The organism is Nostoc sp., assembly GCF_036917315.1.
Classification (GTDB): domain Bacteria; phylum Cyanobacteriota; class Cyanobacteriia; order Cyanobacteriales; family Nostocaceae; genus Nostoc.
In genome coordinates, this window is the sequence record NZ_JBALDR010000048.1 from 328,379 (window position 1) to 346,769 (window position 18,391).

The window sequence follows — 18,391 nt, forward strand, 5'->3', positions numbered from 1 at the left end:
TTCTCTCTCGTTAAGTCTGCAACTATAACCTTAGTAAGGTAGAGGCAGGAGTCAGGACACAGCAAATATTTTTTGAAAGAGATTATATTTTCTTCAGTTTAAGTACTATCTTAAATCAATTAACCTTGCTAATATCAAGCTGAAATAGCATTCAGGCACTTTGCAATACAACTCATCAATAAAAATAATCAGAGGGAAAAACTATGAGTTTAGTATCTGATATTGTTCTGCTGCAAGACTTAACATCGTCATCTAATGAGGGTGTAGTCCAGCTTAAAGCCGTACTTCCTGCGACGGTAAATCGCTTAACCAACCCGAAGTTAGCAAAGATATTTGGTGATGACCTGAAATTTGGTATTGCCTCTTTCAAGGATAAGCCACTTGTGCCTTTTGGCGGTTACGCTGACTATGTATATCAAGCAGAAGTCGCTTTGACAAATAAAGTCACAACAATTAAAGATAAAATCTTTAACTTTCAAGCTTTTGGTGGCAATGATGGGCCCGAATCACAATTATTTGCACTCTTGTTCGCAGCTTTAGATAACGGCAGTCTTGGTTACAGAGTAGGTTCATTTCGTGTTGTGATAATAGCTACCGATGGTATTTATCACGTTGCCGGCGATCGCGCAGCAGTTAGGCCAGATAGTATTGGCAATAATGGAGATGCGATAGCTGATGCTTTTGAAGATTATCCACAGGTCGGACAAGTAAAAACTGCGCTAGAAACAAATAACATTATTCCAATTTTTCTAACTACGAGTAATGTTGCAGCCAATTACGAGACACTAGTTACCCAGCTTGGTCGAGGTGGTGTACTGACTGTTGGTTCTACAAGTGAGAATCTTGCTGATGTCATAAAAGAGGCAGTTGCTCGATCCAGAAATGCGATAAGTACTGATGTCGCTACAACCAAGGGAGACGATACCTTTAGTTCGGGGAATTTTTCGGCTGGCGATAAGGTTATTTTTGCTGGGGATGGTGATGACAGTATTTCGCTTTCTGGTGTTGTTGGTAATCATTACATTGATGGGGGGGCAGGTTCTGACATCCTTTTTGGTGGAGCTGGTGCAGACATCATAGATGGGGGTAGTGATGACGACAACCTTCTAGGGGGCAAAGGTAATGATATTCTTTTTGGCAGTAGTGGAAAAGATACTCTGATCGGCAACACAGGCAACGATTACCTACAGGGAGATAGTGGGGACGACTTACTAGAAGGAGGCGCTGGTTCAGATAAGTTTGCATTTGCAACAGGATCGAAGTTTAATATTAGGGAACTCGGAGTTGATATTATTAGTGACTTCACTCTTGAGGAAGACAAGATCCAACTATCTAAATCTACCTTTACTGCTCTAAGTAACTCTGTCTTTCCGACTCAATTAAATTCCGCAGACTTTGCCACAGTGACAAACGATACCTTAGCTGCAAGTAGTAGTGCAGCGATCGTTTATAATAGCGCAAATGGTAGTCTCTTTTATAACCCTAATGGTTCGGCGGATGGTTTTGCTGCGATTAATTCCGGGGGTAAATTTGCACAATTGGATGCTACCTCTTTTCCTGCTATAACTACCGCTAGTTTTGAGGTAGTTTTATAAGGTTTGTGTCTGATTTAGAGTCCTGCATTTTGTAACTCATCTACCTGAAAACTGCTTTAACAAAAAAAGAGGCGATCGCCAGGAGCAAATTAAACGGTATATTTTCAAGATGCCTCTGCTTACCTCAATAGACTACTAATCTATTTGAACTATTTTAAAAATTGATCCCAATTTGAAAAATGATTGCCACAGATGGATTCATGCCAAGCCAGATGCACCAAGGCAATTCCCAATCCAAAATCTAAAATGGTATAAGATTCTCTCAGACAAACGAATTGAACCAAGATGAATCTATAGTTTTCTAAAATCAATCATTGTCTGACGATAAGCATCTGGCAAACCTGTATCAAAACACTTGCCTTTAACAACATATCCTGTCATTCCCTCTTCCTGACGCAATTTTTCCAGACAAGATGTTAACTGAAATTCACCTCGTTCTCGGAAATTTTGCTTGATATGTTCTGCTAGAAAGTCAAAAATTTTCGGCGTTAGTAAATATAAGCCAAATATACCTAAAAAATCATTTTCTGACATTCCCTCTACACGTAAATGCTGTTGTGCATACTCAATAGTCGGTTTTTCATAGAGTTGTGTAACTGACAAAATCGAGTTTAACTCTTGCCAAACTCCTGTTATACACCCAGCTTTATGAATGATTTCTGCTGGCATAGTAGTTAAACCAATAACGTTTTGATTAACTTGTTCGTAAACATCTAAAACTTGACTAGTACAAGATTTTTCAATGTCAGATGCATAAATGTGGTCGCCCAACATGAGCAAAAACGGCTCATTTTGTACCCAATCTTTGGCACAAAATACCGCATGACCATAGCCTAATTGTTCCTCTTGTAACAAAATGGTAATTCTGCTACCTAAATCTTCAAGATATCGGCTATATTCTTGATTTTGTGGTGAAAGTTTATCTAAAAGTTCTTTTTTAGGTGGGTTTTTCAAGAAATCTGCAAATATTTCTTTGTCATCTGGCTGCACCACAATCCCTACTTCTGTAATTCCAGCAGTAATTGCCTCTTCAATAATTGCAAGAATCACAGGTTTTGCCCTACCATCTCGATCGATAATTGGGAAAAGTTCTTTTTTGACAACTTTGGTAGCCGGAAACAAACGAGTACCGAAACCAGCTACCGGAATCACAGCTTTTCTAACTTTATTTTTTTGCATAAGCAGTTCATCACCCCAACTTCTCAAACAATTCTGCCAATACCACATTAGAAAACAAAAATCCTTGGGGATCGATCAAACGCAATCTTCCCTCTGCAACTTCCACCCAACCTTTTTCAAAATACAATTGCAAACACCGACAAATTTCTTCTACCTTTTCTTCGCCAAATGCTTCCGCCAACGCCGCCAAACTTAAACCCTCCGCCAAACGCAACCCCAACATTAACGTTTCTAACAATACTTCCTTTGGGGGAGTCACATCACAATCAATTACACCGCCAGCTTGTACCCACTGGTAATACTCCTTAGTTTTACGCGGACGAGTGAACCGCTTCCCCTGTACATAACTCGCCGCACCCATGCCAAAGCCATAATAAGGGCGGTTTTCCCAATACACTCGATTATGCCGACATTGATGGCCGGGTTGAGCATAATTGGAAATTTCATAATGCTCATAACCAGCACTAGTTAAAACCTGCTGACCCATCTGGTACATTTTGACTGTGGCTTCATCCGTGGGTAAAGGAGTATCGCCAGGTTTGTAGTAACGACCAAAGGCTGTACCTGGTTCGATCGTAAGATCGTAAATGGAAATGTGAGTGGGTGCGATCGCCACTGCTTTTTCTAGAGAATCCTGCCATCGATCTAAAGACTGATGCGGCAACCCAGAAATTAAATCTAAGCTAAATACGGGAATCTCGACTTGGTGGATTAGTTCCACAGCTGCAAAAATATCTTCAACTGAGTGCGATCGCCCCGCCCTTTGCAATAATTCTGCTTGAAAGGCTTGTACGCCCAAACTTACCCGGTTCACGCCTGCACTGCGATAGCCTGCTATGTGGGCTAAATCAAAGGTGCCTGGGTCAATTTCCATAGAAATCTCTGCCCCAGATGCAATCCCAAAATGCTTCTGTAGCTCTGTCAGTATCCGTTGTAGCTGCTCTATTGAGAGCAACGAAGGAGTACCACCACCGAAAAAAATTGTCTTTAGGGGTTGACCTAATGCTGGTGTAATGGCAATTTCTTGACATAGCACCTCAACATATTGGGAGATAGTACCAGATGTTTCGCCCCGCAAGCGATCGCCTACAACAGATACCGGGAAATCACAATAAAAGCACCGCCGTCTGCAAAAGGGGATATGCACATAAGCAGAACTCGCAATTCCAGAAGTACTAAATTTTTTACTCATTTTGAGAAAAGTTTTAAGTTAATTGAACTGCGAATTAGAGACAATGAAAATGAGGTGAGAATAAAGGCGTCAGGAGTCAGGAACCAGAATAATTGTCAAATCAAGCGTGTAATAACTTCTTGATTTTATTAAGATTATTAAGTTTAGGTATCAAAGTCTTCTTAATTCTGACTTCTGGATTCTGGATTCTGAATTCTTACAAAATAATTAGTTTATTTACAAGTTTTTGTCTTTTTACAACAAAACAATGAAAAATATTAAGATAAAAGCCTTTAGTTATAATAATTGCAGATATTGCCAGCCTAAACCCTTAGTGTAAGTCAATATTGATTAGTTTATCTTACCGATGAAATAAAAAATACTTAACTTTATCGGTTAACACAGTTGCAGGAAAACAAGACAACCATGCTTGACGCCATTATTATTTTCTCATTTATCCTAGCAGCGTCGGGAATAGGGTTCTACAGCATTGAACTACTACCCAATGGGGCGCTAGATCAGGTAACGAATCTAGAAGCTTTACGCTTAGTTGTTGCCGTCTTTGCCGCTATTATTGGTGGTGCGATCGGGCTGAGTTTCCAGACGACATATCGTCGCCTAGAATCGCAAGTCAAAGAAATGCCTCTAGAAGTGATTTTAACTCGTGCGATCGGCTTAGTAATTGGGCTATTACTAGCCAACTTGATGCTAGCACCACTATTTTTGCTCCCGATCCCGGCGGATTTTGGATTTATTAAGCCATTGGTGGCAGTTGTTGGTAGTATTATCCTCTCCGTTACTGGCATGAATTTGGCAGACACCCACGGGCGAGGCTTATTGCGGTTCATTAATCCCAACACCGTTGAATCGATGGTAGTGGAAGGAACATTAAAACCAGCCAATACCAAAGTTCTAGATACTAGCTGTATTATTGATGGTCGTATTGAAGCCTTACTAGAAACAGGGTTTTTAGAAGGGCAAATTCTCGTACCGCAGTTTGTCTTGCAAGAACTCCAACAAGTCGCGGATGCTAGCAAAGACCAAAAGCGGGTACGGGGAAGACGAGGACTAGAAATTCTCAACCGTATTAAGGAAGATTATCCCGATCGCATCCTAATTAATACAGTTGACTACGAAGATATTCCCACAGTGGATGCCAAGTTAGTACGCTTCGCCCAAGAAATCAGCGGTACATTGCTAACCAACGACTACAACTTGTCTAAAGTCGCCAGTGTTCAAAAAGTACCTGTTTTGAATGTGAATGATTTAGTGAATGCCGTCCGTCCCAGTTATTTACCAGGTGACAACCTGGATTTAAAAATCCTCAAGGAAGGTAAAGAACCCAGTCAAGGCATTGGCTACCTAGATGACGGCACAATGGTAGTCGTTGAAGAAGGTAGCAGCTATGTGGGTGGTGAACTGCGAGTAGTAGTTACCAGTGCTTTACAAACTACAGCAGGAAGAATGATTTTTGCCAAACCCCAAGCTTCAGCATTGGCGTGAAACAATGGGATGTTTGTTCAATTCGAGTGACACTTGGTAATCGGTGCAGGTTGACTGCACCGATTATTTATTGATTGAACTCACTTACCTGTAAATACTGTAACTGCTCAATTGATAACCCTGTGACTCTGCCGATTTGCTCTAATGGCATACCAGTACTAAATAGATTTCTTGCCACTTCGAGTAACGCTTCGGCCTTACCTTCAGCCTTGCCTTCAGCTTTACCTTCTTGTAGAATGTCTTGATAAATCGCTGACTCGCGCATAATATCTGACCTCAAAACTCGTTTAATAACCTCTTTATCTAATACTAAACCAGCTAAAATCGCTGTAGAAGCAGCAATATTACTTTGAGTTCTTAATTCTGTAATCCCGTTAATTTCCCGTGCCACTTCATTCAGTATAACTTCTGGAGCAATTGTACTGCTTAACACCGCCAAGGGTAAAAGTCCAGGTGTTCTCAAAAATACTTCTGTCGGTTGTTCCCAAAGTCTGATAACTGTAAATTCATGTCGTGTCCCAGCAATTGTAAATGTATTTTGTTGCACCAAATTTGAATTTGTCTGCTTAAGGTAAATTACGACTTGATACATTGTTTTGTCTGGAAAGCGGCGATATACTCGCAATCGATAGTCAATCATCCGAAAAGGAATTTCCGCATCGACTTGGGTTTGAAATTCCAAATGCAATATGCTTTGCTCCGACTGCAACAGAATTAGAGCATCAGCCCGAATCGGTTCGAGAGATAATTCTTTTGGACTTAGTTCTGTTAAATTAATAGATTCGCCTAATAACCATGTAGCAAAGTCACTGGAGAAGTTCTCAACTAAAAACTTACAGATATTGTCAAACATCTGAATTAGTGTATTTGGTGCAGATGGGTTTGCATGATGCTGAAAACCTATCTAATACATTGTTTGTATATTGTGTACGACTATATGTCCATAATTCCATCAAACTAAAGTCTGCGGCTACACAAACAGAGTTATAGATTAGCTGACTAATTATTTTTTGGTCATTTACACAAACATCATATAACTAAAAGTGACTTTTATTTTAGGACTGATTTGTTGATTGCGTACATATTTTGTTTAGCAGCGTCGTTTTTTTAGAATTTATATGGCTTAAAGGTGCTAAGAGTGCAAAAGCGTTAATCCAAAAATATACGGTTGCAGTATTGATTATTCCTATACCAAAACCTGCATCCGATCTTGATATGGTAGACGACTACGAACAGCTACTATATATTTTGTAAATCGGACAGGATGCTTAACATACAATAATAGTGCTATGCCTTTGTAGTTAAAAATTTTAATAAACCACAAAGGCTTAAAAAAATCACAAAGCCGACTTTTGCAACACAACCGTATTTGATGGCTAAATCAATTGTTTCAACAAAACGGCTCGGCAGTCAGTTAATCCACTGGTTGCTTGAAGAAGACCGACGAGAAAAAAAAGGGCCTTACCGCAAGGAAGAAGTACATCGCCAGCATTCTTGGTGGCAGGTGATGTGCTTGACTGGTGTAGATTATTTCTCGACCCTTGGCTATCAACCAGGGATTGCAGCACTGGCGGCTGGCGCTCTTTCTCCTATAGCTACCCTGATTCTGGTTTTGCTGACGCTTTTTGGAGCGTTGCCAATCTATCGGCGCATTGCTGCTGAAAGCCCTCATGGTGAAGGGTCGATCGCAATGTTAGAGCGTTTACTTCCCTGGTGGCAAGGCAAATTACTTGTACTGTGCTTACTTGGCTTTGTGGCAACTGACTTTATTATTACCATTACCTTGTCAGCAGCTGATGCCACAGCCCATATCATCGAAAATCCACTGACACCAAATTGGCTTCACAATCAGACGATCGCAGTTACCCTGATATTAGTTGCATTACTAGGTGCAGTTTTCTTGAGAGGTTTCCGAGAAGCCATTGGAATTGCAGTAGTTTTGGTGGGAGCTTATCTGCTGTTAAACTTCATTGTCGTTAGCGTCGGTGTGTATCAGATATTAACTCACACAGAAGCGATCGCTAACTGGCAAACTGCACTTTTTGCACGCCATTCTAACCCTTTGATGCTAATCGGCATCTCTCTCCTCATCTTCCCCAAACTCGCACTGGGATTGTCAGGTTTTGAGACTGGTGTTACCGTTATGCCTCTGGTTAAAGGTAGCAGTAACAACAACACTTCGCATCATCCCAAAGGGCGGATTCGGAATACACGCAAGTTGCTCACCACTGCTGCTGTGATTATGAGCTTCTTTCTGCTTACCACCAGCTTTATAACCACTCTACTGATTCCAACCGCAGAATTTGCATCGGGGGGCAAAGCCAACGGACGCGCCCTTGCTTATTTAGCACATTTGTATTTAGGTAATGCCTTTGGCACAATTTACGATTTAAGTACTATTTCTATTTTGTGGTTTGCAGGTGCATCTGCAATGGCAGGGCTGTTGAATATCGTCCCTCGCTACCTACCACGTTATGGCATGGCACCCAATTGGGCACGAGTAACCCGACCTTTAGTGTTAGTCTACACAGCGATCGCTTTTGTTGTCACAATTATCTTCAAAGCAAGTGTAGAAGCCCAAGGTGGGGCTTACGCAACTGGTGTGTTGGTGTTGATCACCTCAGCCGCCTTTGCCGTCACCTTATCAGCCCACCGTCACCAACAGAAGCGGGCTAGACTCGTTTTTGGTATCATTACATTGTTATTTGTATATACCACCATTGTCAATATCATCGAAAGACCAGAAGGGATTAGGATTGCTGGGTTTTTCATCGGTGCGATCATTTTTACCTCGCTGGTTTCTCGTGTTTGGCGTTCAACGGAACTGCGAGCAGAGCGAATTGAAGTTGACGAACTTGCTGCCCAATTCTTTGCTGAAGATAGCCAGGGAACAATACGACTGATTGCAAATCGGTTGAATACGGGCGATGTCCTAGAATATTTTATGAAAGAGAAAGAGGTACGCGAAGACAACCATATTCCAGTCAACGATCCAATTCTGTTTCTAGAAATTCATGTATCCGATGCTTCGGAATTTGCAGATGCGATCGTAGTAAAAGGGGTGCAAGTTGGTGATTATCGCATCCTCCGGGCTGAAAGTGCAGCAGTACCAAATGCGATCGCCGCTTTACTACTTTACATTCGCGACCAAACAGGTAAGATTCCCCATGCTTACTTCGGCTGGGTTGAGGGAAATCCCATACAATACCTATTGCGTTTTATCTTGTTTGGCGAAGGTGACATTGCTGTAGTTACCCGTGAAGTACTGCGACGAGCTGAAAAGAATCCCGAAATGCGACCTGGTATTCATGTTGGGGGTTGATTTAAGAGTGCTGAGTAATGAGTAATGAGTAATGAGTAATGAGTTTAATTTTCTGTGTAAGTTCTCTAAGTCTATAAGATTTAAGAGTGCTGTTAGCGATAGCGGGGCGTTTAGCCCGTGCTGAGTGCGATTATTACTTTTTTTACTCAGCACTCGTATACTCAGCACTCAGCACTGTTTCGCAGCTTCTGGTTCAAGTTGGAAGAAATTGCCCTAGAATTTATGTAAGTATGAGCCGCTGAATCTGAGATTAACTTTAAAATTATTTAATTAACTTCTTAGAATGCCAGACGCGGAAAAGTTCCACAACCAGCTGGCTAATCACAAGCTGCTGCATCGGCAAGTTAGTAAAAAGGCAAATTCTTCGCTAGTAGCCAGTGGAGAAGAAGGAATGGTGCTTCAGTTGCCTGATGGCACTATCCAGGCTTGCAATGCCGCTAGCGATCGCATTTTGGGACTGAGCGCAGAACAGCTTGTGGGGCAAAATTTGCTCGATCCCAAGTGGCAATTTATTCATGAAGATGGGTCTCCTTTACTCAGTAAAGCTCACCCTACAAGTGTTATCCAAAATACAGGCAAACCTTGCTTAAATGTGATATGTGGCTTTTATAAGCCAAATGGTGAGCTAGTCTGGCTCTTGTTGTCTTCCCAACCTCTATTTCAAACTGAAGGAAGCAATTTGTATGCGATCGTGACAACTTTTTCGGATATTACGGCATCTAAGCACGCCCAGTTCGAGGATGACTGTAGTTGCGAACAAAATACTCAACAAGTTGATACAGATGAATTTCAGGCATGGTGGGATAGTCAACATCTGTTTCAACAAATTGCTGGCACTCTTCCGGGAATACTCTACATTTATGACCTAATTGAGCAGCGAAATACTTACGTTAATTACGAAATTGCTCAAGGTTGGGGCTACACACCAGCAGAAATCCAGGCGATGGGAAAGGAGTTATTTGTCCAACTTCTACACCCTGAAGATTTGGCTCGACTCCCTAGCTATTTTGAAAAATTTAATTCTACTCATCAGGGCGAAGTTCTCAGTTCTGAATACCGAATTCTACACGCTAATGGAGAATGGCGCTGGTTTTGTAGCTATGACACTGTGTACAGCAGAACAGCTGATGGATTGCCGCAATATCTTTTGGGAATCGCTTTTGATATTACAGAGCGACGACACATAGAAATTTCCTTGCGGCAAAGTAATGAAAGGTTTGAGCTAGCAGCGGCGGCGGTTAATTGCCTAATCTATGACTGGGAGATTGGCAGAAATACTGTGGAAAGAACTCAAGGTCTAACCCAGGTTTTTGGCTACACCCAACAAGAAACCGAACCTACTTTCCAATGGTGGCAAGAACGCATTCATCCCGATGACCAACAAAGAGTTAACGACCAATTCATGGCTAGTATGGCCAATGGAAACCGTTATCGCATCGAATATCGCGTGCGTCACCAGGATGGGCGCTATTTGTGGGTAGAAGATCGGGGGTTTGCAGTCCGGGATGAAAATGCTCAGGTCATTAGGGTAGTTGGTGCGAGTACTGATATTACCGAACAGCAAGCTGCTCTATGGGAACGTCAAAAAATTGAAACAAATCTGCGCGAGAGTGAAGAACGGATTCGGTTAGCCACTAATGCTGCTGAACTGGGTATGTGGTTTTGGAATATCAGTACCAACGAGGTGATTTGGACAGACAAATGTCGGCAGCTGTTTGGAGTATCCCTAGAAGCCGAAATCGACTTTGAGATTTTCCTCAACTGCGTACATCCAGAAGACCGCCAGTGCATTCATAAAGCGATCGCCCGCTCTCTTGAGGAAAATGTTGAGTGTGACATCGAATACCGCATCCCTTGTTCTGATGGTAGTATTCATTGGATTGCTGCTAAAGGTCGCGTCTTTTATGATGCCGAAGGTAAGCCAGTACGAATGATGGGTACTACCCAGGATATTACCCAACGCAAACAGGTAGAAAATGATTTACGCCAGCGCGAAACTCAATTAAGGCGGTTAGTTGATTCCAACATTATTGGCATTATGTTCGCCACTCCTGATTACATTACTGAGGCGAACGAGGCTTTTTTAGAAATGGTGGGTTATACGCGAGAGGAACTTTTAGCGGGTAAGATACGCAGACAACATATCACCCCACCTGAATATCACGCTCTCGATCGGCAGGTGATAGAACAACTTTTAACGGTTGGGCTATTTACTCCTTTTGAAAAAGAATACATCCGCAAGGATGGCTCCCGTATTCCCATACTAATTGGTGGTGCTTTGGTGGAGAGAGATCCCGCATCTTGGATCTGTTTTATTCTAGACCTAACCCCCAGAAAGCAATTAGAAAAGGCACTCAGGCAACAAGCAGAGGAACTCAAACAGGCAAACCGGAATAAAGATGAGTTTCTCGCTATTCTCTCCCACGAATTGCGATCGCCCCTCAACCCGATTTTAGGGTGGTCATCGCTACTCAAAAGCCGCAAATTTGATGAAGTGACTACAAATCGTGCCTTAGAAACCATCGAAAGAAATGCTCAATTGCAGATTCAATTAATTGATGAGTTGCTGGATGTCTCCCGAATTATTCGCGGTAAGTTAAACCTGACTTTTGCCACTGTTAACTTAGTAGCTGTAATTGATGCTGCATTACAAACAGTCCGGTTAATTGCCGAAACTAAATCTATCCAGATTAAAGTACAAATTGACCCCAATGTTGGTAAAGTGTTAGGCGATTATAATCGCTTACAGCAAGTTGTAGGGAATTTACTCTCGAACGCAGTCAAGTTTACTCCCTCTCGTGGTTCAGTGGAAGTTAGCTTATCATTGAGTCGTGAATTAACTTTCCACTCTGCACTAATTCAAGTTAAAGACACAGGTCAAGGTATTTCCCCTGAATTTCTACCCCACGTATTTGAATATTTTCGTCAAGCTGATAGCAGCACAACCAGGACATTTGGCGGACTGGGACTGGGATTGGCAATAGTTCGTCACTTAGTAGAGTCGCATGGTGGTACTGTAAAAGCAGATAGTCCAGGAATTGGACAGGGAGCAGTTTTTACTGTCAGACTGCCCGTGATGAAGGAGAGTGACGGTGCAGAGAAAGCAGGAGGAGCAGAGGAGAAATTTAACTCGTCAGTTCTGCGTGGACTACGGGTATTAATTGTCGATGATGATGTTGACACACGGGAGTTTCTGCACTTCTTGCTACAACAGAATGGGGCGTTGATAACTGCCGCAGCATCAGTAAATGAAGCGCTTAGAATTATAGCACAGGCTGTACCTAATTTATTAATCAGTGATTTAGGAATGCCAGAAATGGATGGCTACAGCTTGATTAAGATGCTCAGAGCCATGCCCAAAGAGGAGGGCGGGGAAATTCCGGCGATCGCTCTTACCGCCTATGCTGGAGAAAGCGATCGCGATCGAGTTTTAGCAGCTGGTTTTCAGAAACACATTGCCAAACCAGTACAACCAACTGAATTACTCACCTCAATTGCAGATTTGCTAGGGCAAAATCATCGCTAAAACTCTATTTCTGTTCATTAGATTTTAGGCTCAACTGAACTGTATTGAGTTATAAGGAATACACTATCATCAGGCTTAAATCTCAATCAGCTTAACCATGACCAAGAAAGATTTGCTTCGCAACCAAATTTTCACGCTGGAAAATATTCTTTCGCCAGCAGAATGCGCTGAGTATATTACTTTAACAGAAAACATTGGCTATACAGATGCTCCTATTACTACCCACCGAGGTTTTGAAATGCGCCCCGATATCCGCAATAATCAGCGCGTTATTCTAGATGACCGGGAGCGTGCTTTTGATTTATGGCAGCGTGTGTCAAATTATATCCCTAAGACCATTGGTAGATGGCATCCAGTTGGGCTGAATGAGCGTTTTCGTTTCTATCGCTACGATCCAGGTCAGAGGTTTGCACCTCACCATGATGGTCCTTATCGGCGAACCAATGGTGAGGAAAGTTTATTGACTTTTATGATTTATCTGAATGAAGGGTTTGAAGGCGGCGAAACCCGCTTTTATCTTCCTGAATACTACGAAAATTTATCTAATCTAGCTGTGCTTCCAGTAATAGGTATGGCTTTGTGTTTTGTCCACGAACTAGTACATGAGGGCGCTACTATTATCCAAGGGCGAAAGTACGTTTTGCGATCGGATGTTATGTACAGTCAATAGTTGAGATGATTAACCAGCAAAATCAACAAAATTTAATCTAACTCCCGACGACCTTCCAACGCCCTCGCCAAAGTAACTTCATCTGCGTACTCCAAATCGCCACCCACAGGTAAACCAAAAGCAATCCGCGTCACTTTGGTAAATGGTTTCAGTAGCTGACCGATATACAGGGTTGTTGTCTCCCCTTCTACACTCGGACTAATTGCCAGAATTACCTCTTGAGGTTTTTGCTGACTCACCCGACGCTGCAAAGCTAGTATATTCAATTGATCTGGGCCAATTCCATCAATTGGCGAAATCACCCCGCCCAAAACGTGATACTTACCTTTGTATTCGCGGGTTTTTTCTAGCGCAATCACATCGCGAGGATCTGCAACAACACAGATAGTGTTATTGTCCCGGTTGGCATTCCGGCAAATTTCACAAACAGGTTCAGCAGATAAGTGAAAGCAAACAGAACACAACCCTATCTGTTTTTTTGCCTCAACTAAAGCTTGCGCCAAAGCTTCTACTTCTGCTTCTGGTCGCTTCAAAATATGCAAAGCCAGTCGTTGGGCACTTTTGGGGCCAACTCCCGGTAGGCGTTGCAATTGTTCAATTAACCGTGCTAAAGGGCGTGCGTAAACCGTTGTCTTGTCTCCAGAATGTTTTCACTTTAACTATGATGACATTTTTACAAGATTTTTTAGATTGGTTATTTAATATTCTGACCCGATGAATACTTAACAGATTATCGTTTTACTAATTTCCAGCATATTGAAAGTTGGTGGGAAATTATTTTTTTTCAACCATAAGTTTGCCGCAACGGCAAACTTATGGTTGAAGTCACACTAATCACTCTTAATACCAAGTTATCAATAAGTGGGCGATACTGGATTTGAACCAGTGACCCCATCCGTGTGAAGGATGTGCGCTACCCCTGTGCTAATCGCCCAAGACCTTTTATATTACCATAATTTACTAAATAGCAACATAAGTTGAAATGCCAAAGGCTTACTTGCTGCGCCTATGCAATTGAAATGATTCGTCATCATTTCCGTATGTAACGCAAGGACTGTCAATTATGAGTTCTGGCTCAAATGAATTGCAGAAAACTACGGTAGAACAATTAACCCCAAATTCATCAGGGTGAATGCACTTTATCGCTTCTTCTACTAAGGTATGGAAAGCACAATCATTACAGATAGTCGGACATTTCTCCACTAAGTATATAGGTATAAATTGTTTAAATGGTATTGCGATCGCACTTCTCTCAGTTAAATGAGAATAAGTAGCGACAAAATCAAATGTTTAAATCGCGTAGAGCCAGACGAATTTGCTCGGCTCGCCTGCGGTTGACACCAAGATCGGATTCTCCCACGCGAGAAGCCGAGCGCAGATGAATTACTGACTCATTAGGAGGTAAATAAAATTCTACATCATCAACAAATTGGAAGATGCGGCTTTTAGAAAGAGCGTGGATGTAATTATCTGTTTGTTCTACAATTTCTGTACGCGGAACAACACCGATAACTTTTAGTAAGATTTCTCTAGCTGCATTACGGTCTACATGATAAGGAATCGGGTCGATAGCGTGTTTTTCATCTGCGTTTTGACTGACAACACAGTTGTCTGAAGCTGGACAAGAACTAAGATGACCATTATCAACTCCCAAGCTAGAAGCAGCCCAAGTAGCCCCAGGAAGTATTAAACTACTAATCAAAGTTAAGAGTATTGCAAAAGCGATACTCCGCAAGAATCGCTGCCGGAATGCTGTTAGCAGACGGGACATGATAAATTTACTCCTTTTGTTCAGTTATTTTGAGTGAGTACTGCGAATTGCTGGTTCGCTCTACAGATTATCATCTATCCAGCCACACTCTGAGTTTGGGCAATCACAATGTAGCCGCGCCGACCAGTCCCTTGTGCTATTGTTGCTGCCAATAAGGGAATCAAGCCTAAAAAGTGACGAATAATTCAGATTTCCATTGACTACGAACCCAAAATCATTAGCAGGGGTTGCGACTGTATTCCCTGGTGATTCCAGCTTTGACTCAGAAGAATTGGCTGGTATCTGCTTTGTTGTGGCCAATATTAGAAAGTTTGATGGTTGTAGATGAACATAGGAATAATCCAGCCTTACAGTAACGGGTTTTTAGAAGTTGTACCAGAAAGCGATTATTGGCAGATTGCAGCTATACACATCAATGGCCAAGCCTACTGCCCTACTCCTCAGCTTTATCGCTCAGAAAAAGTGGCATTGGCAAAAGCTACACAAATTTATGATTGGATAGCTCACCACGAACACCAAATCAGTGATGAAGCTTACTACTGCTCTGAATTGAAACTCATCATCTGGCAGCAACCAAAAGTATCTTAGTTAACCAGGGAGATTGCTTGCCTTGGGCAAATCTGATAGTAGTTTCGTATTAATGTTTCAGAGTAAAGCTATAGTCCCTGCCGAAAATCTGGGGATTTTAGTTTGTTGATAGGATGCCTAGGCATACCTGACTTTTCACGGGAAGTACTGAAACCCTCATCAAGGCTGGAGGTAGCGTGTAGGGTGTAGGGTGTATAGAACTGATATTGTCTTACTACACCCCCACACCCTTGCTCCTTTTCCACTTCCACATACCGTGAAAAGTCAGGTAGGCATACCCGCCCGCTTCAGGAAGTCGTGTTAAGTCGAAGTAGCTAGGCTCTGGATGCAGGGGTAACAGAAAATTCATTTCTTTAGTTTATCTAAAGTCGCATCTAAGTTATCAAATTACCTTTCTAAGATAGAAGCAGCAACTTATAAGTTGCTATAGATGACTAAAACCCAATTAACAGCTAGTGGCTGCGGAGAACATAAAAATGACTAAAGCGCCGGAATCTTTAGACTTATCTGCCTACGATGCTACAGACAGAGCTTTAGATCGTGACTGTACAACCTTATCTCGTCACGTCCTGCAACAACTTCAGAGTTTTTCGCCAGATGCACAGGATTTAAGTGCGCTGATGAATCGCATCGCCCTGGCCGGCAAACTGGTTGCTCGTCGCATGAGTCGCGCTGGTTTAATGGAAGGTGTTCTTGGATTTACTGGGGAAGTTAATGTCCAAGGCGAATCCGTCAAAAAGATGGATGTTTATGCCAATGATGTATTTATCTCAGTGTTTAAGCAAAGCGGCTTAGTCTGTCGCCTCGCCTCAGAGGAAATGGAAAATCCTTACTACATCCCCGAAAATTGCCCCATTGGGCGCTATACCTTGCTATATGACCCAATTGATGGCTCATCTAATACTGATAATAATCTCAGCTTAGGTTCCATTTTCGCCATTCGCCAACAAGAAGGAACTGATAGCGATGGTAAGGCAACTGACCTGCTCGCCAACGGACGTAAGCAACTCGCTGCCGGATACATCCTGTATGGACCCTGCACGATGCTGGTTTATACTATAGGTAAGGGGGTTCATTCCTTTGTTCTTGACCCCAGCTTAGGAGAGTTTATTCTCACAGAAGAAAATATCCGCATTCCTAACCACGGGTCTGTTTACAGCGTGAACGAGGGTAACTTTTGGCAGTGGGAAGAATCAATTCGAGAATACATTCGCTACGTTCACCGCACAGAAGGCTACAGCGCTCGTTATAGCGGCGCAATGGTGAGCGACATCCATAGAATTTTGGTTCAAGGCGGCGTCTTTCTCTACCCAGGCACAATTCAAAACCCTGAAGGGAAATTACGCTTGCTTTATGAAACGGCTCCTCTGGCGTTTTTGATTGAACAAGCAGGTGGTCGCGCTACTACAGGACTGGTAAATATTTTGGATGTGGTGCCCAAAAAACTGCATCAACGCACGCCTTTAATTATTGGCAGCAAAGAGGATGTAGCAAAGGTGGAGTCTTTTATTCAAAACGGACACTAGTGTTAGAAGGCAGAAGATAGGAGAAAAAAAGCTTGTAAATTACGCTTTTAAACCTTTTCAACTGGATAGTTATTTTTGCCATGCTGCCTAGAAGACGGTAATAAAAGGATCGAGAATGCGTCTAGCATCTGGCATTAATTAAAAGTTAATCATGGTGATTTAGGATTGGAAATGCAGAATCGCACTTTTTGAAGATGTATTAAAGATTATCTCAGCCGGCCGATGCAATAAGTGATTGGCAACGCCACAATTCAAAAGTAAGCATCAAATTTTGATGGGTTTTGCCAACTTACTTAGAAACATCACTATACAGGAGTGGAACAAATTAGAGCTATGTCTACCAATCATCTACTAGAAATTAACCAATACGGTCAAAGTATTTGGATGGATAATTTGACCCGTGACATTATTCAATCAGGTGAACTCAAAGACATGGTTGAAAATCAAGGAATCTCTGGGATTACCTCTAACCCAGCGATCTTTGAAAAAGCGATCGCTGGTAACGTTATTTATGATGCCGATATCGAAGCCGGAGTTCGGGCTGGCTTACCCATAGACAAAATTTACGAATCCCTAGTTTTTGCAGATATCCGTAATGCTTGTGATATTTTACGCCCTGTCTATGAAGCCTCGAATCGACTAGATGGTTATGTGAGTATCGAAGTCCCGCCGACCATTGCCCATGATACTGAAGCAACCATAAGCGAAGCCCGCCGCTATTTCCAAGAAATTAATCGGGAAAATCTGATGATTAAAATTCCCGGTACAGAACCTGGTTTGCCAGCAGTAGAACAGGTAATATCCGAAGGGATGAATGTTAATATCACATTGCTGTTTTCTGTAGAAAGCTATATAAACACAGCAATGGCTTATATTCGGGGCTTAGAAAAACGGGTGGCTGAAGGTAAGGACATCAGTAAAATTGCTTCAGTCGCTAGCTTCTTCCTCAGCCGGATCGATAGCAACATTGATGGCAAGATTGATGCTAAGTTGAAAAAAGGCGTTGATGATATTTCTCTGGAAGCAAAGCTAAGAGCTGTCAAAGGAAAAGTAGCGATCGCTAACGCTAAGATTGCGTACCAGGAATACAAGAAAATCATTAGAAGCGAGCGTTGGCAAGAGTTGGCAGCAAAAGGGGCCACAGTACAACGGCTACTTTGGGCTAGCACCAGCACCAAAGACCCCAACTACAGAGATGTCATGTATATCGAAGAGTTGATTGGCCGTGATACCGTCAACACCGTACCACCTGCGACGATTAAGGCTTGTGCCGATCATTGTAACGTAGGTGAGAACTTAGAAACAGATGTAGACAAAGCTTACACGCTGATCGAAAACCTCAAAGATCCCGACATCAACATCGATCTCGATACCGTAATGGATGAACTGTTAGTCGATGGTATTGACAAGTTTATCCAGCCCTTCCAGTCCTTGATGAACTCTTTAGAAGACAAGATCAAGGTATTGTCACCAGTGTAGGGACTGGGGATTGAAGAAGGGAATAGGGTACAGGTTACAGGGTACAGATTATCACCTGTCA

At 42.3% G+C, this 18,391-nt stretch carries 13 protein-coding genes and 1 tRNA gene; 8 read left to right on the plus strand and 6 right to left on the minus strand.

What is annotated here, in order from left to right; translation table 11 throughout:
• Positions 1-203 precede the first annotated feature (203 nt).
• Positions 204-1,595, plus strand: a complete 1,392-nt coding sequence (locus tag V7K84_RS22705) for a hypothetical protein (RefSeq protein ID WP_334841353.1) — start codon at positions 204-206, stop codon at positions 1,593-1,595.
• Positions 1,596-1,886: 291 nt separating this feature from the next.
• On the opposite strand, the gene V7K84_RS22710 is transcribed toward V7K84_RS22705, so the two are convergent.
• Together V7K84_RS22710 and hemW are read right to left on the minus strand one after the other, a co-directional pair.
• Positions 1,887-2,774, minus strand: a complete 888-nt coding sequence (locus V7K84_RS22710; RefSeq protein WP_334841355.1) for a UTP--glucose-1-phosphate uridylyltransferase — start codon at positions 2,772-2,774, stop codon at positions 1,887-1,889.
• Positions 2,775-2,784: 10 nt separating this feature from the next.
• Positions 2,785-3,966: a radical SAM family heme chaperone HemW gene (gene hemW / locus V7K84_RS22715; protein ID WP_334841356.1), complete on the minus strand. Its 1,182-nt coding sequence runs from the start codon at positions 3,964-3,966 to the stop codon at positions 2,785-2,787.
• Between the two features lie 405 nt (positions 3,967-4,371).
• On the opposite strand from hemW, the gene V7K84_RS22720 reads away from it, so the two are divergent.
• Complete coding sequence (locus V7K84_RS22720) at positions 4,372-5,448, plus strand: PIN/TRAM domain-containing protein (RefSeq protein ID WP_289797317.1); 1,077 nt, start codon at positions 4,372-4,374, stop codon at positions 5,446-5,448.
• A 67-nt stretch (positions 5,449-5,515) separates the two neighbouring features.
• Here V7K84_RS22720 and V7K84_RS22725 read toward each other — a convergent pair whose 3' ends face one another.
• Positions 5,516-6,301, minus strand: a complete 786-nt coding sequence (locus tag V7K84_RS22725; protein WP_334841358.1) for an Rpn family recombination-promoting nuclease/putative transposase — start codon at positions 6,299-6,301, stop codon at positions 5,516-5,518.
• Between the two features lie 519 nt (positions 6,302-6,820).
• Between V7K84_RS22725 and V7K84_RS22730 the strand changes: the two genes are divergently transcribed.
• The 3 genes from V7K84_RS22730 (at position 6,821) to V7K84_RS22740 (ending at position 12,966) form a co-directional block, all read left to right on the plus strand.
• Positions 6,821-8,770 (plus strand): amino acid transporter, encoded by a 1,950-nt coding sequence (locus tag V7K84_RS22730; protein ID WP_334841360.1) that lies wholly within the window; start codon positions 6,821-6,823, stop codon positions 8,768-8,770.
• A 283-nt stretch (positions 8,771-9,053) separates the two neighbouring features.
• Positions 9,054-12,296, plus strand: coding sequence for a hybrid sensor histidine kinase/response regulator (locus V7K84_RS22735; RefSeq protein WP_334841361.1), 3,243 nt, complete (start codon positions 9,054-9,056; stop codon positions 12,294-12,296).
• 97 nt (positions 12,297-12,393) lie between these two features.
• On the plus strand, positions 12,394-12,966 hold the full coding sequence (locus V7K84_RS22740; protein WP_334841363.1) for a 2OG-Fe(II) oxygenase: 573 nt from the start codon (positions 12,394-12,396) through the stop codon (positions 12,964-12,966).
• A gap of 32 nt (positions 12,967-12,998) precedes the next feature.
• On the opposite strand, the gene recR is transcribed toward V7K84_RS22740, so the two are convergent.
• The 3 genes from recR to V7K84_RS22755 form a co-directional block, all read right to left on the minus strand.
• Positions 12,999-13,556 (minus strand): recombination mediator RecR, encoded by a 558-nt coding sequence (gene recR / locus V7K84_RS22745; RefSeq protein ID WP_322638705.1) that lies wholly within the window; start codon positions 13,554-13,556, stop codon positions 12,999-13,001.
• Positions 13,557-13,828: 272 nt separating this feature from the next.
• Positions 13,829-13,900 (minus strand) — tRNA-Val (locus V7K84_RS22750).
• Positions 13,901-14,248: 348 nt separating this feature from the next.
• Positions 14,249-14,737 (minus strand): DUF1499 domain-containing protein, encoded by a 489-nt coding sequence (locus V7K84_RS22755; protein WP_094347241.1) that lies wholly within the window; start codon positions 14,735-14,737, stop codon positions 14,249-14,251.
• A gap of 324 nt (positions 14,738-15,061) precedes the next feature.
• Here V7K84_RS22755 and V7K84_RS22760 point away from each other — a divergent pair, with 324 nt between their 5' ends.
• The 3 genes from V7K84_RS22760 (at position 15,062) to tal (ending at position 18,330) form a co-directional block, all read left to right on the plus strand.
• Positions 15,062-15,325, plus strand: a complete 264-nt coding sequence (locus V7K84_RS22760; protein WP_334841366.1) for a hypothetical protein — start codon at positions 15,062-15,064, stop codon at positions 15,323-15,325.
• Between the two features lie 476 nt (positions 15,326-15,801).
• The gene (gene fbp, locus V7K84_RS22765; RefSeq protein WP_194043026.1) at positions 15,802-16,851 is read left to right on the plus strand and encodes a class 1 fructose-bisphosphatase; all 1,050 of its coding nucleotides are present in this window, start codon (positions 15,802-15,804) and stop codon (positions 16,849-16,851) included.
• A gap of 333 nt (positions 16,852-17,184) precedes the next feature.
• The gene (gene tal, locus V7K84_RS22770) at positions 17,185-18,330 is read left to right on the plus strand and encodes a transaldolase (RefSeq protein WP_334841498.1); all 1,146 of its coding nucleotides are present in this window, start codon (positions 17,185-17,187) and stop codon (positions 18,328-18,330) included.
• Positions 18,331-18,391: the final 61 nt, after the last annotated feature.

What these genes read in the sequence shown, in the direction of transcription:
- V7K84_RS22710 (WP_334841355.1), bottom strand. Translation starts at nt 2,774, where the DNA reads ATGCAAAAAAATAAAGTTAGAAAAGCTGTGATTCCGGTAGCTGGTTTC.
- V7K84_RS22720 (WP_289797317.1), top strand. Translation starts at nt 4,372, where the DNA reads ATGCTTGACGCCATTATTATTTTCTCATTTATCCTAGCAGCGTCGGGA.
- fbp (WP_194043026.1), top strand. Translation starts at nt 15,802, where the DNA reads ATGACTAAAGCGCCGGAATCTTTAGACTTATCTGCCTACGATGCTACA.
- V7K84_RS22735 (WP_334841361.1), top strand. Translation starts at nt 9,054, where the DNA reads ATGCCAGACGCGGAAAAGTTCCACAACCAGCTGGCTAATCACAAGCTG.
- hemW (WP_334841356.1), bottom strand. Translation starts at nt 3,966, where the DNA reads ATGAGTAAAAAATTTAGTACTTCTGGAATTGCGAGTTCTGCTTATGTG.
- tal (WP_334841498.1), top strand. Translation starts at nt 17,185, where the DNA reads ATGTCTACCAATCATCTACTAGAAATTAACCAATACGGTCAAAGTATT.
- V7K84_RS22730 (WP_334841360.1), top strand. Translation starts at nt 6,821, where the DNA reads ATGGCTAAATCAATTGTTTCAACAAAACGGCTCGGCAGTCAGTTAATC.
- V7K84_RS22705 (WP_334841353.1), top strand. Translation starts at nt 204, where the DNA reads ATGAGTTTAGTATCTGATATTGTTCTGCTGCAAGACTTAACATCGTCA.
- V7K84_RS22725 (WP_334841358.1), bottom strand. Translation starts at nt 6,301, where the DNA reads ATGTTTGACAATATCTGTAAGTTTTTAGTTGAGAACTTCTCCAGTGAC.
- V7K84_RS22740 (WP_334841363.1), top strand. Translation starts at nt 12,394, where the DNA reads ATGACCAAGAAAGATTTGCTTCGCAACCAAATTTTCACGCTGGAAAAT.
- V7K84_RS22760 (WP_334841366.1), top strand. Translation starts at nt 15,062, where the DNA reads ATGAACATAGGAATAATCCAGCCTTACAGTAACGGGTTTTTAGAAGTT.
- V7K84_RS22755 (WP_094347241.1), bottom strand. Translation starts at nt 14,737, where the DNA reads ATGTCCCGTCTGCTAACAGCATTCCGGCAGCGATTCTTGCGGAGTATC.